The sequence below is a fragment of the Citrobacter braakii genome (assembly GCF_009648935.1).
Lineage (GTDB): Bacteria > Pseudomonadota > Gammaproteobacteria > Enterobacterales > Enterobacteriaceae > Citrobacter > Citrobacter braakii.
On the sequence record NZ_CP045771.1, the window covers coordinates 1,940,714 to 1,955,014 of the forward strand.

Annotated in this window: 11 protein-coding genes; 7 read left to right on the forward strand and 4 right to left on the reverse strand. The window is 51.5% G+C overall.

From position 1 onward, the window contains the following. Window positions 1–31 precede the first annotated feature (31 nt). Window positions 32–1,807 carry an L-fucose isomerase gene (gene fucI / locus GFC06_RS09075; protein WP_047357907.1) on the reverse strand — a complete coding sequence of 592 codons (1,776 nt, stop codon included), beginning with the start codon at window positions 1,805–1,807 and terminating at the stop codon, window positions 32–34. A gap of 463 nt (window positions 1,808–2,270) precedes the next feature. Between fucI and GFC06_RS09080 the strand changes: the two genes are divergently transcribed. The 7 genes from GFC06_RS09080 (at window position 2,271) to fucO (ending at window position 10,445) form a co-directional block, all read left to right on the forward strand. Then, window positions 2,271–3,770: a sugar ABC transporter ATP-binding protein gene (locus GFC06_RS09080; RefSeq protein WP_047499376.1), complete on the forward strand. Its 1,500-nt coding sequence runs from the start codon at window positions 2,271–2,273 to the stop codon at window positions 3,768–3,770. Between the two features lie 3 nt (window positions 3,771–3,773). Continuing rightward, window positions 3,774–4,757 carry an ABC transporter permease gene (locus tag GFC06_RS09085; protein WP_003034055.1) on the forward strand — a complete coding sequence of 328 codons (984 nt, stop codon included), beginning with the start codon at window positions 3,774–3,776 and terminating at the stop codon, window positions 4,755–4,757. 73 nt (window positions 4,758–4,830) lie between these two features. Continuing rightward, entirely contained in the window at window positions 4,831–5,781 is a 951-nt protein-coding gene (locus tag GFC06_RS09090) for an ABC transporter substrate-binding protein (RefSeq protein WP_016157361.1), read from the forward strand. A 53-nt stretch (window positions 5,782–5,834) separates the two neighbouring features. Continuing rightward, window positions 5,835–7,415, forward strand: a complete 1,581-nt coding sequence (locus GFC06_RS09095) for an FGGY-family carbohydrate kinase (protein ID WP_153690057.1) — start codon at window positions 5,835–5,837, stop codon at window positions 7,413–7,415. Window positions 7,416–7,481: 66 nt separating this feature from the next. Continuing rightward, the gene (locus GFC06_RS09100) at window positions 7,482–8,480 is read left to right on the forward strand and encodes a LacI family DNA-binding transcriptional regulator (RefSeq protein WP_016154251.1); all 999 of its coding nucleotides are present in this window, start codon (window positions 7,482–7,484) and stop codon (window positions 8,478–8,480) included. Between the two features lie 141 nt (window positions 8,481–8,621). Further along, window positions 8,622–9,269, forward strand: a complete 648-nt coding sequence (fucA, locus tag GFC06_RS09105; RefSeq protein ID WP_003034062.1) for an L-fuculose-phosphate aldolase — start codon at window positions 8,622–8,624, stop codon at window positions 9,267–9,269. 27 nt (window positions 9,270–9,296) lie between these two features. Beyond that, the gene (gene fucO / locus GFC06_RS09110; protein WP_047499380.1) at window positions 9,297–10,445 is read left to right on the forward strand and encodes a lactaldehyde reductase; all 1,149 of its coding nucleotides are present in this window, start codon (window positions 9,297–9,299) and stop codon (window positions 10,443–10,445) included. Between the two features lie 91 nt (window positions 10,446–10,536). On the opposite strand, the gene xni is transcribed toward fucO, so the two are convergent. The 3 genes from xni to GFC06_RS09125 form a co-directional block, all read right to left on the reverse strand. Further along, window positions 10,537–11,292, reverse strand: a complete 756-nt coding sequence (gene xni / locus GFC06_RS09115; RefSeq protein WP_016154249.1) for a flap endonuclease Xni — start codon at window positions 11,290–11,292, stop codon at window positions 10,537–10,539. A gap of 137 nt (window positions 11,293–11,429) precedes the next feature. Further along, window positions 11,430–12,797, reverse strand: a complete 1,368-nt coding sequence (locus tag GFC06_RS09120; protein ID WP_016154248.1) for an L-serine ammonia-lyase — start codon at window positions 12,795–12,797, stop codon at window positions 11,430–11,432. A 53-nt stretch (window positions 12,798–12,850) separates the two neighbouring features. Beyond that, window positions 12,851–14,140, reverse strand: a complete 1,290-nt coding sequence (locus GFC06_RS09125; protein ID WP_016154247.1) for an HAAAP family serine/threonine permease — start codon at window positions 14,138–14,140, stop codon at window positions 12,851–12,853. Window positions 14,141–14,301: the final 161 nt, after the last annotated feature.

Here is a 14,301-nt window from a genome sequence, read left to right on the forward strand (position 1 = left end):
GGTAAGCTTGCGCCACCGGGCCAGAGTCGCATTAACGCTTATACAGCGGGCCGTAGTTCTGGCAGGCGCGATAATCCTGGCCTTCCATATCCATACCATGGGCTGCCCAGGCTGAAGGGCGGTAAATTTTTTCGTCTTCCACGTTGTGCATACAAACCGGGATACGCAGCATGGCGGCGAGCGTAATAAAGTCCGCGCCCACGTGACCAATCGTCAGTACGCCGTGGTTTGCGCCCCAGTTAGCCATGACGGAATAGACATCGCTGAACGGGCCTTTACCGGTTAAGCGCGGGGCAAACCAGGTGGTTGGCCAGGTGGAGTTGGTGCGCGCATCAAGCTGGTCGTGCATCTCTTTCGGCAATTCCACGCTCCAGCCTTCCGCGATTTGCAGCACCGGGCCCAGGCCTTTGATGATGTTGATGCGGGTCATGGTGAACGGCACGCCGCCCTCGGTCAGGAAGCGAGAAGAATAGCCGCCGCCGCGGAAGTATTCGTGAATAGCCGGACACCATTCGGTAGCCGCCAGGCAATCATCCGCCTCTTTCTGTGAGATTTCCCAGTGCGGCTTCATGGTCGGTTTCCCTTCGCCGTCGCGCTGTTTGCAGGAGCCATCCAGTGCTGCCGAGCCGGAGTTAATCAGGTGAATAATACCGTGCTCAGCAAGGCCGGTTAGCGGTTTACCCGTGACGCGTTCAACCGCCTCTGGCGACCAGTAGGTTCGCACATCGGCAAAGACCTGCGCTGTGCCGGTGAGTTGATGACCAAACAGCATCGCCACGCCGTTCAGGCTGTCGTTTTCGGTGGCGACAACGAACGGTTCGCGAATGCCGTTCCAGTCAAAGGAGCTGTTGAGCAGTGCTTCGGCGGTATCGCCATTCGGGTATTGATCGGTCCAGTGACGCTGGCCCTGGAAGCCTGCGGCAATCGCGTTGTACCCCAGCGACTCTTCAACCCGACCTTTGTCTGCCAGTTTCTGGTTACCCTGCATCATGTCGCGAATGCACATGGCCATCAGCAGGCTCTCTTTCAGCACCGCACGGCTCTGCTCTGCATTACGCTTATATTGCTGTGCGTTCTGATCTTCACCGTAGCGGAAGTTTTTATCCGCCCACGCCAGCGCCATTTCCAGCTCAGCTTCGTCATAGATTTTTTGGTCGATGCGACGACGCAGTTCGGTCATATCAACGGGTTGAACCTTCATTCCCAGCCAGGATTCAAAGAAGTTATGATCGACAATCGAGCCAGCAATGCCCATTGAAACGCCGCCTACGGACAGGTAGCTTTTGCCTTTCATACTGGCAACCGCCAGGCCCGCGCGGGCAAAGCGCAGCAATTTTTCTTCAACATCGGCAGGGATCGTGGTGTCGCCGGCATCCTGTACGTCATGGCCGTAAATAGAGAAGGCGGGAAGTCCTTTTTGATTATGCGCAGCCAATGCTGCGGCCAGATAAACTGCGCCGGGACGTTCTGTTCCGTTAAAGCCCCAGATAGCTTTTGGGCGCATCGGATCCATGTCGATGGTTTCGCTACCGTAGCACCAGCATGGGGTAACAGTAATCGTCACGCCTACGTTCAGGCTGCTGAATTTTTCTTCACAGGCGGCAGATTCAGCCATCCCGGCAATGCAAGTGTCGGCAATCACACATTCAATTTGTGCGCCACAGGCGTGACGAAGTTTCTCTGTGATCAGCGCAGCAGTGGCTTTGGCCATATTCATGGTTTGCTCTTCGAGCGATTCACGAACACCCATACGGCGCCCATCAATCACCGGACGAATTCCAATTTTCGGTAAGCTATTTTTGTTCATTCGAGGTTCCTCATCTCACTTTATGCCGTGCTGCAAAAGCGGATGTTGAACACCACCGTCGCAGTTGGCTGAATAACCCATTTTTGCTAACTCGAGTTAGCTTAGGTATTAGAGAGTTTTTTGCACAACTTTTTTGTTGTGGAACTGTGAGAGGCTTCACGAGAAGTGGTTAAAATTCGATCTGCGTCAAATAAACCAGGACGGGTATTTTCAATAAAACCTTTTTAAATTAATTGGTTGTAATAAATTGTCTGTTCAGCGTCACAGTTTTAAACCAAATGATTTGGCTATTTTGAGTAGCTAAAATAGCTTTAAAAGGCACTTCGCTAACTCGAGTTAGCATAATTGATAAAACGCATATGAACTTATAGGTAGTATTCGCATTAACGGTGACGATGGCTTCCTGGCAACGTTTTGCGCCTGATTCACTGATTGCAGTTTCTGTATATTGAGGAAAGCAGCAATGTCTGAAACATTTTTACAGATGAGTCATATTACGAAACGTTTTCCCGGCGTATTAGCGTTGAGTAATGTGGATTTTGCTTTACGCAAAGGAGAGGTTCATGCGCTGCTGGGTGAGAATGGCGCAGGAAAGTCTACGTTGATGAAGATTTTATCCGGTGTTTATCAGCCTGATGAAGGGGATATTATTTTTGAGGGACAACCTGTTACTTTTGCGAATCCGTTGAGTGCACAAAGCGCAGGTATCACCATCATTCACCAGGAGTTTAACCTTTTCCCTGAACTCACGGTGGAAGAAAATATATTTATTGGCAGGGAGTTTTGCAAAAATAATCGCTGGCGTCTGGATGAAAAACAACAGCGACAGGCAGCTATCGATATTTTGCAAAAATTAAACCTGAATATCTCTCCAGAAACGCTGGTGGCCGATCTGACCGTCGCGCAACAACAAATGGTTGAGATTGCTAAAGCGATATCGGTGAATGCCAAGATTCTTATTATGGATGAACCGACGGCAGCACTGACTGAAACGGAAATTGACAGCTTATTTCAGGTAACTCGTTTGCTGAAAGAACAGGGAACGGGCATTGTTTATATCTCGCACAGGTTAGAGGAACTGGCGCTGATCGCCGATCGCGCGACGGTGATGCGGGATGGTCAGTTTATTGCCACTGTGGATTATGATGCGGTTAAAATTAGCGATCTGATTGCCATGATGGTTGGGCGCGATCTTGGCAATATCTATCCTCGCCGCGAACCTTTGGCTCAACGCAAGCCGGTGTTGGAAGTAAGCGGTCTGACACGCAATGGCGTATTGAACAATATTGATTTCACTCTGTATCAGGGCGAAATTTTGGGCTTCGCCGGTCTGATGGGGGCAGGACGTACTGAGCTGGCGCGGGCGATTTTTGGTGCGGATCCCATTGATGGCGGAACCCTCAAGCTGAACGGTAGCGTGACGGTAATTAAAGATATTCCTGATGCTATCAAACAGGGTATCAGCTATTTAACCGAGGACAGGAAAAAAGAGGGGCTGGCATTAGGACTGTCCGTTGAGCGCAATATTATGTTGGGCAATTATCCTGAGTATTCCGATCGTTATGGCAACGTGGACAGCAAACGTTGTCAGAAAACCAGCGAAGAACAGGTGAAAGCCCTACGCATTAAAACACCACATTTAGAACAGGCTGCTCTGAATTTAAGTGGTGGTAATCAGCAGAAAATTATTATTGCCAGATGGGTGTGTAAAGACACCGATATTCTCATCTTTGATGAACCCACTCGCGGTATTGATGTGGGTGCCAAACTTGAGATTTATGAATTAATGAATCGACTGGTGGCAAAAGGGAAGTCAATTATAATGATCTCCTCTGAATTACCGGAAGTGCTGGGTATGTGCGATCGCATTTTAGTGATGCGTAATGGACGTATTACCGGGGAGTTAGCTTCTGATGACGCCACACAAGAAAAAATCATGCAATATGCGACGTTAGAGGACTAATTTATGACTATCTCTGTAACCTCTTCAGACAGCAATAATAAGAAAATAAAAATTAACAAAGAACTTTTAATGCGCCTTGCGCCGCTTTTGAGTCTGATTATTTTAGTAATATTTTTTAGCTTTGGTTCGCCATTTTTCTTTAACACTGAAAACATCATGACAATCGCTCTGCAAACTTCAGTGATTGGCATTATGGCGATTGGCGTTACCTTCGTCATTATCACGTCAGGAATCGACCTTTCTCTTGGCTCAGTGGTGGCCTTTTCGGGTGTTGCGGTGGGCATCAGCGCCACGCTGGGATTGCCTCTGCCCGTATGTATTCTGGCCGGGGTGCTGGCCGGTGGATTATGCGGCTATATCAATGGTCTGCTGGTCACCAAAATGACTATCCCACCTTTTATCGCCACGCTGGGCCTGATGATGTCCGTCAGAGGCATCAATATGGTGATGACAGATGGTCGTGCGATTTATTTCGCTGATTACCCCACCTTTAAAATGCTGGCCCAGGGACGTTTGTTCGATGTGTTGCCTTATCCCGTTTTTTACCTGGTGGTGGTGGCGCTAATCGCCGCCTACATCCTGAAGAAAACGGTGATTGGTCGCTATGTTTACGCTGTGGGTAGCAATGAGGTGGCCGCACACCTTTCCGGTATTAAAGTTCAACGCGTCAAAATTTTCGTCTACGCCTTTTGCGGTCTGCTGACCGGGATCGCCGGCGTTATTCTGGCCTCACGTCTGAACTCTGGTCAGCCAACGGTTGGCGTGGGTTATGAACTGGAAGCCATCGCGGCGGTTGTTATTGGCGGTACGAGCCTGATGGGAGGAATTGGCACCATCGGCGGGACTATCATCGGCGCATTCATTATGAGCGTGTTGAAAAACGGTCTGAACCTGATGGGGGTTTCCCAGTTCTGGCAAATGGTGGCCATGGGCGTGGTGGTCATTGCTGCGGTTTATCTCGATACATTACGCAAAAAAATTCGTTGATTTACGCTCCCGGAAGTCACGGGGCATCATAACCCTGACGTTTAGGGTGACTCACTCAGAACGGAGTAAAACAATGAGAACCAGGAATTTTGTCTATGCGTTATCCCTGCTGGCCTGTATGACATCCAGCGTATTGGCTAAAGATATGAACCTTCCGGTGGTCAGTAAAGGTTTCCAGCATGAATTCTGGCAAACCGTAAAAATGGGGACGGAAGCGGCAGCAAAAGAGTCGGGTGATAAAACCAGCTATGTTGGCCCGGCGGATGAAACTCAGATTGCCGAGCAGATTCAGCTAGTTGAAAACGCGATGGCGCAAAAACCCAATGGGCTATTGCTGGCAGCGTTAGATGCCAATGCGCTGGCGCCATTAGTTGAGACCGCAAATTCACGCGGCATTAAAGTTGTGACGTTTGACTCCGGCGTGAATTCCGATATTCCAGTGAGCTTTGTCGCCACGAATAACCGTAAAGCCGGTGCTGAAGCGGCGGATGCACTGGCTGCGGAAGTGGGCAGCAAAGGTAAAGTGGGCATTATTGCGCACGTAGCGGGGACCTCCTCAGCGATTGAGCGTTCGGAAGGGTTTATTGCCCGCATGAAGGAGAAATACCCGGAAATCCAGGTGCTACCGGTCCAGTACAGCGATGGCGATCCGCAAAAAGCGATGGATAAAACCATCGATATGATCCAGGCCAACCCTGATATTGCAGGGATTTATGGCACCAATGAAGGCTCAACGCTGGGCGTAGCAAACGCCATTGATAGTCAAAACCTGAAAGGCAAAGTGAAAGTGATTGGTTTTGATAGCACCGAGGCAATCATTGCTTTCCTGAAGTCTGGGGTCATTCAGGGCTTTGTCGTGCAGGACGCTTATCAGATTGGCTACCAGGGTATCAAGACACTAAATGCAGCGGTATCGGGTCAGTCTGTACCGAAAGAAATTGATATTCCGGTTAAATTCGTTAATGCGAAGAACATTGACACCCCGGAAATTGACAAGCTGTTACACCCATTTGGTAAAAAATAACACCGTTGGGGCGAAGTGCTCGCCCCATCATTCGCCAGCGTCAGGGAGTTACTATGGGCAGTGGATATTTCCTCGGTGTGGATGTCGGTTCCGCCAGCGTCAGGGCTGGTGTCTTTGATGCCAGTGGCAAACGGCTGGCTTTTGCGACATATGCCATCTCGCAGTTTCGACCCGGTCCTGAGCGGGTAGAGCAGTCATCTGTAGAAATCTGGCAGCAGGTTTGCCATGCAGTGAAGGAGGCGGTGTCGTCATCCGGGGTTCGCATTGAGGAGATCCGCGCATTGGGATTTGATGCCACCTGTTCATTGGTGGCACTGGATGAACAGGGGCGGGGCCTGGCGGTTTCACCAGGCGAACCATCAGACCATAACATCATCATGTGGATGGATCATCGTGCGGCGCAGGAGACGCAACGTATAAACGCCACGCAGGATCCGGCTCTGCGCTACGTTGGCGGTGAAGTCAGCGTCGAAATGGAGCTTCCTAAAGTACTGTGGCTGAAAAACCATTTTCCAGCCACCTGGCAGAGTGCGTATCGCTTCTACGATCTGGCGGACTTTCTGGTCTCTAAAGCTACCGCCTGTGATGTTGCTGGTCTGTGCACGCTGACGTGTAAATGGAACTATCTGGCACATGAACAACGCTTTAGCCACTCCCTGCTTGACGCTGTTGAGCTAACGGATTTGTTGGGCAAAATCCCGTCGCGGATCCTGCCGCCAGGCGCTGCCGTTGGAACGCTTAGCACCGATGCGGCCCAGGCGCTGGGGCTGACGACTGCAGTGGTCGTCGCCAGCGGAATGATTGATGCCCATGCGGGCGGAGTAGCGCTTGCTGGTGTTGAGCCTGAGGGGACATTGGCGTTGATCAGCGGAACGTCAAATTGCCATATGCTGTGCAGCGAGCAGGAAATTCATACACCTGGTGTATGGGGGCCGTACTGGTCAGCCATGCTGCCAGGCTACTGGCTGACAGAAGGGGGGCAAAGTGCCGCTGGGGCGTTAGTCGACTGGACGCTTCAGGAGTCAGGAGCCAGCGCGGCACTATTTCACAAGGCTGAGGCGCGGGGTTGCCATCCCATCGTTTTAGTTAATGAATGGGTTGCCGCACTTGAGGCGCTGGAGCCAGAGCCTGGTCGTTATTTGCATGTGCTGGCCGATCACCACGGCAATCGTTCACCGCGCGCGCGACCCGATGCCCGGGGGAGTGTTTGCGGTTTGACTCTTGAGCGAGGCGAGATGCAGGTTGCTCGTCTGTACCTGGCGACATTACAGGCGATCGCCTGCGGTACGCGGCATATTATGGAAGTGATGCGCGAAAACGGTCACACCATTTCCCGACTGACGCTGTGCGGCGGCGCAACGCATAATCCACTGTGGTTGCGAGAATATGCCGATGCCACCGGATGCGATATTCATCTGATGCAGGAAGAGGATGCGGTGACGTTAGGTGCAGCCATCACCGGCGCGGTTGCCTGCGGCGCGTGGGAAAATATTCCATCTGCATGCCAGGCGATGGTTCGATCAGGCGAGGTGATTAAGGCTAACCCGGCACGGCGCAACTTCTATGACCGCAAATATCAGGCTTATCTGATGATGTGGGATCAGCAGCAGGCGATTAACCAACTTATGCAGTAAGACAAAAGTTTAAAATACTTTTATGATTGTAGATTGACGTTTTTGGATGTGAACTGGGGCATATAAATGGCTAAAACAGTAGAACAGATAGCCAGCGATCTGAATTTATCGGTTACGACCGTACGACTGGTGCTGAACGGGAAAGCAGAGCAATATCGAATCAGTGTCAAAACCCAAACGCGTATTAATGAATATGTCGAGCGCTATGGTTACGTCATTAACCATTCAGCACGTAGCCTGAAATTGAATAAAACGGATACGTTGGGATTGATTGTGCCCAATATTTCCAACGTGTTTTTTGCCACACTCGCAGAAAAACTTGAGCAACGCTGTCGTCGTTCCGGTTATCAGCTAACGATTAGCTGTACCTATGACGATGTTGATTACGAAAATAAACTGACCAAAGCGTTAATAGCTCGCAATGTCGATGGCCTTTTTATTGTTCCCTCAACATTAGAGAATCAGCAGCACCATTTACGTCAGGTCAGAAAACCGATGGTGTTACTTGACCGTGATTTTAAGTATACCGATAACGCTCTGGTAGAAAGCCATAACATTTTGGGCGGCGAAAAATTGACGCAAAGTTTGTTTGACGCTGGAAAGTCGCCGATCTGGTTTTTGGTGGGAGATACCGGATTACCCAGCATCGGCGACCGTTTACAAGGTTATCTTAATGCATTGAACAATAATGGTATTTTGCATAGCGATTGGGTGCGCGAAGGTCCGGACAACACGCCCGAGGGGGGTTATCGACTGATGGATGAGTTGATCGGCGAACAGGGCTGCCCACAGGCATTTATCGCCTCATCATTACCCGTACTGGAGGGGGCCATTAACGCTATTCGTAATCGTTTTGGCACAATTCCACCTGAAATTAATATTGGGACATTCGATGAACACCCAATGCTGGGATTCCTCGCCAATAATGTCTGGTCAATGCAGCAGGATGAAAATGTTTGGGCGGAAAAAGCGTTCGATATGATGATGAGTGCTATTGATGACCAGCCAATTAAAGAAACTGTAAAAGTTGAGATGAAACTTATTAAGCGCGTAAGACAACCTTAATACGCCGCTATAAATAAATCGGCCTACTGAACCTGAATATATACGTTCAGTGGCTGCCTGTATCTGAAACCTGACCCGTCTTACTCTGCGGCTGCATTTTTCGCAATAAAGACGAGGGGAAACTGTACCCGGAGAATCATTATGGAAAGAATGCGTTTGTCGCGAGAAATCATTGAAACCTGCCTTGAAATGACCAGCCTTGGATTGAATCAGGGGACGGCGGGAAATGTGAGTGCGCGTTATGAAAATGGGATGCTGATCACGCCCAGCGGTATTCCTTACGAAAGACTTACTGAAAATATGATCGTGTATGTAGATAACGACGGGAAATATGATAAAGGACAATTACCCTCCAGTGAATGGCGTTTTCACCTGGCGGCATACCAGACGCGTCCCGATGCCAATGCGGTTGTCCATAACCATGCCGTACATTGCACGGCCGTTTCTATTCTTAATCGCCCTATCCCGGCAATTCACTACATGATTGCGGCGGCAGGGGGGAACTCTATTCCGTGTGCGCCTTATGCGACGTTTGGTACACGAGAGCTGTCAGAGCATGTGAGCGTCGCCCTGAAAAACCGTAAGGCAACGCTTTTACAGCACCATGGGTTGATTGCTTGTGAAGCGAATTTGGAAAAAGCACTGTGGTTGGCGCATGAAGTGGAAGTTCTGGCCCGCCTTTATCTGAGCACGCTGGCGATTGTTGACCCCGTGCCGGTGCTGGATGACGAGGAGATCGCCATTGTGCTGGAGAAATTCAAATCTTACGGATTACGCATTGAAGAGTAATTTCGCATAGCGAAAAGGAGAAATACGATGGCGAACAGAATGATTCTGAACGAAACGGCATGGTTTGGCCGGGGAGCTGTTGGTGCATTAACCGATGAAGTCATCCGTCGTGGTTATCGCAAGGCGTTGATTGTGACTGATAAAAATCTGGTGCAGTGCGGCGTTGTCGATAAGGTGACTTCCCGAATGGATGCTGCTGGTCTGGCATGGGAAATCTATTCAGGCGTTATTCCTAACCCAACCATTGCGGTGGTGCAGGAAGGGTTGGGTGTCTTTAAGCAAAGCGGCGCAGACTATCTGATCGCCATCGGCGGAGGCTCCCCTCAGGATACCTGTAAAGCGATTGGCATTATCAATAATAACCCTGAGTTTGCGGATGTACGCAGCCTTGAAGGGTTATCGCCAACGCGCAGCCCGAGTGTGCCGGTTATGGCTATCCCCACCACCGCGGGAACGGCAGCGGAAGTGACCATTAACTACGTGATCACTGACGAAGAAAATCGGCGTAAGTTTGTTTGTGTCGACCCCCATGACATCCCACAGGTAGCGTTCATTGATGCTGACATGATGGACGGTATGCCAGCGGCGCTAAAAGCCGCCACCGGAGTGGATGCCCTGACCCATGCTATTGAGGGGTACATTACGCGGGCGGCGTGGGCGCTTACCGATGCGCTGCACATTAAAGCTATTGAAATGATAGCCGGGGCATTACGTGGTTCCGTTGCGGGCGATACCCAGGCCGGGGAAGCGATGGCGCTGGGCCAGTACGTGGCCGGGATGGGCTTTTCCAACGTTGGTCTGGGATTAGTGCATGGAATGGCACACCCGTTAGGCGCGTTTTATAACACGCCGCACGGCGTAGCAAATGCCATTTTGCTGCCGCACGTGATGCGCTATAACGCCGAATTCACCGGGGAAAAATTCCGCGATATCGCCCGGGTGATGGGAGTTAAGGTTGAAGGACTGACGCTGGCAGAGGCACGTAAAGCGGCAGTAGATGCCGTCTTCGCCCTTAACCGCGATGTAGGGATCCCGCTGCATTTACGCGATGTTGGCGTACGTAAAGAGGATATTCCTGCGCTGGCGCAGGCGGCATTGGACGATGTTTGTACCGGGGGAAATCCGCGTGAAGCGAACCTTGGAGATATCGTTGAGCTGTACCACACTGCCTGGTAATTTTTCAGCGTGACGGCGTGAAAGCCTTATCCGGCCTACCGGGGTGTTCGACGTGTAGGCCAGATAAGCACAGCGCCATTCGGCAACAGACCTATCGCACCAACCGTAATTGCTGCAGGTTTCCGTCGATATGTAAGTCCGTTTGCAGCCGTGCGATATCGCGACACAGAAACGCCATCTCCTGGTGCATCTCTAGTTTCTTGCGCCACTTGTCCGGTACTTCATCAAGATGCGCGTAAATGCCTTCCAGATGTTGAAACTGTACGAGCAGCTGCGTGGCGCTTTTGGGACCAATACCTGCAACCCCCGGAACTTTCGAACTGCTGATCCCGGCCAGTCCCCAGTAATCAGGCAACTGCTGCGGCAGCACGCCAAACTCTTTCTCAATAAACGGTGCATCCAGCCAGCGCTTCTGGAAGTAGTCACGAATACGCAGCGTCGGGGAGAGCAACTGACAATAGCCTTTATCGGTTGAGACGATGGTAGCCTGATGTCCCGCCTGGCTCACTTTAACCGCCAGGGTTGCGGCTAAATCATCGGCTTCATTCCCGCTGGAGACCCAACAGCAGACGCCGCGCTGTTCAAAAGCGGCGCGTAAGGCGGGCATTTCCTGGTGCAATTCATCAGGCATCGGGGGGCGACCTGCTTTGTAGTCAGGCAACCGTTGGTGACGCCAGCCGCTGTTGCGCGCTTCATCATCGAATACCGCCACGGCGTGCGTAGGCTGACTGTGCACAATCAGCTGATCGAGCGCGTGCTGGCACGTCTCTACGCAGGGTGAGCCCTGTACGGCGTGAATGCGGCGGATAAGGTTCAGTGCATCGACAATGAGCAGGTGGACGGCCACGGTGTTCTCCCTAACAAATAAGTTTGTAGGGTAACATTCACGGCGAGGGGAGGCGAGTGTTGCGAAATAGCGATATCTGTAGACCGGATGGCGGCGAGCGCCTCATCCGGTCTACAGATCCTGAAACGTGGTGGGACTTAATCGCAGGTGACAATCTTCATCGCCAGACCGCCGCGAGATGTTTCACGGTATTTGGCGTTCATGTCTTTACCGGTTTCGTACATGGTCTCGATGACTTTATCAAGGCACACGCGCGGTTCGCTGGTACGGCGCAGCGCCATACGTGCGGCGTTCACTGCTTTAACCGAAGCAATGGCGTTACGCTCAATGCACGGTACCTGCACCTGGCCGGCAACCGGATCGCAGGTCAGACCCAGGTTATGTTCCATACCGATTTCCGCCGCGATGCACACCTGCATTGGGCTACCGCCCAGCAGTTCAGCCAGACCGGCCGCAGCCATGGAGCAGGCAACGCCGACTTCACCCTGACAGCCCACTTCGGCGCCAGAGATAGAGGCGTTCATTTTGTACAGTGAACCAATGGCGCTCGCGACCAGCATGTAGCGTGCCAGCGAGTTAGCGTTCACTTCGCGGATAAACTTGTCGTAGTACGCCAGCACGGCAGGAACAATCCCGCATGCGCCATTAGTTGGCGCCGTAACCACGCGTCCACCGGCAGCGTTTTCTTCGTTCACGGCCAGCGCGAACATGTTGATCCAGTCAACAACCGCCATCGGATCAGTGGTGGTTTTGTCGCTGCTGACCAGCATACGACGCAGCGCCGCCGCGCGACGTGGAACGCGCAGTTTGCCCGGCAATACACCTTCGGTGGTGATGCCGCGCTCAATCCCGCTGCGCATGACGTCCCAGACGTTGGCGAAGTGTTGTTCCAGCTCTTCTTTGCTGTGCAGCGCCAGTTCGTTTTGCATCATCAGACCGGAAAGTGACAGGCCGGTTTCCTGGCAATGACGTTGCAAATCAGCCGCAGATTTATACGGATACGGCACGTTTACCGGAGAGTTGTTCGGTAAACCAAAATGTTCTTCATCAACGATGAATCCACCGCCAATGGAATAGTAAGTCTGGCTGTAAATGGCTTTTTCGCCCGCCAGTGCGGTAATACGCATCCCGTTTTCGTGCAGGGACAGATTGTCCGCATGGAAATTCATGCACTTGTCGACCGGGAACTCGACCTCATGTTGACCGTCCGCCAGCAGCAAACGTCCATGAGTATTCACATCCTGGATAAAGGCCGGGATGGCATCAATGTCTACGGTATCCGGCAGATTACCCGCCAGGCCCATAATAATCGCGATGTCGGTATGGTGACCTTTCCCCGTCAGAGACAAAGAGCCATAGACATCAACCACTACGCGGGTTACGTCAGTGAGAATTCCGCGTGCAATCAGGTCATCCGTGAATTGTTTGCCTGCTTTCATCGGGCCAACAGTGTGGGAGCTGGAAGGGCCAATGCCGATTTTGAAAATATCGAATACGCTAATCATGAGGCGTCCATTGTGTATCGAGGTGCGCCGCCCCGAGGAGCGGCGCAGGGGAATTAACTGAACAGAGAGTAGAAAATAGCGGAGATAGCGATCAGGCCCATAATCACAACGAAGACGTTGCTGATATGGCCGCTGTATTTACGCATTGCCGGTACTTTCTGAATTGCATACATCGGCATCAGGAACAGAATCATCGCGATGATAGGGCCACCCAGGGTTTCAATCATACCGAGGATACTTGGGTTCAGCGTCGCCACAATCCAGGTGGTTACCAGCATGAACAGCGCAGTGATTTTGTTCAGTTTGTTGATTTCGATGGTTTTGCCTTTGCCGCGCAGAGACTTAATCACCATACCGTTGAAACCTTCACGTGCGCCCAGGTAGTGGCCGAGGAAGGATTTGGTGATAGCGATAATCGCGATGATCGGTGCCATCCAGGCAATGATCGGCGCGTTAAAGTGGTTTGCCAGGTAAGACAGGATAGAGATGTTCTGCTCTTTCGCTGCGGCCAGATCCGCTGGGGTCAGGCTAAATACGCAGCTGAAGACGAAGAACATAACGGTCAGCACCATCATGATGTGAGCGAATGCCAGAATCTTAGAGCATTTCTTCTCAGCTTCATCACCGTATTCTTCACGCTTCGCCACGGCGAAGGAGGAGATGATTGGTGAGTGGTTGAAGGAGAACACCATTACCGGAATTGCCAGCCACAGGGTCAACAGCAGTCCGTTGCCGGTGGTTGCTGCAGAGTCAAAGGACAGGGTTTCAAGAACTGCACCGCTCCACTGAGGGATCAGGTACAGCGCCAGCAGCATCAGGGCGGCAACAAACGGGAATACCAGGATGCTCATCGCCTTCACGATCATCTGCTCACCGAAACGCACGATGGTCATCATGCCGACAATCAGGATCAGAGACAGGATTGCGCGCGGCGGCGGCGTAATTGCCAGCTGGTGGGTCAGGAAGCTTTCGACGGTGTTGGTGATTGCTACGCTGTAGACCAACAGAATTGGGTAGATAGCGAAGAAGTAGAGCAGGGTAATCAGTTTTCCTGCGCCTACACCAAAGTGTTCTTCTACAACTTCAGTAATGTCTTCACCCGGATTTTTACCGGACAGCACGAAGCGAGTCAGGCCGCGGTGTGCAAAGAAGGTCATTGGGAAAGCAAGGATCGCCATGATGATCAGCGGAATCATACCGCCTACGCCTGCGTTAATCGGCAGGAACAATACACCCGCGCCAATCGCCGTGCCGTAAAGGCCCAGCATCCACATGGTATCTGTCTTGCGCCATGCGCTGCGGGTCTGGCCCGTAACGATAGTGCTGGTTTGAGTGTTTTCCATCTATTTCTCCTGGAGGAAGCTTAAAAAGTCGGGTTTGGGGTCAATCCAATGAGAAAATACCCGACTGTAAATCGAAATTCGTTGAGCGATTTTTTATATAATTTTTCGCCGTAATAATTTGCGGGCGGAAAGATACATTTTAGTAATGAATGTATCAGTGA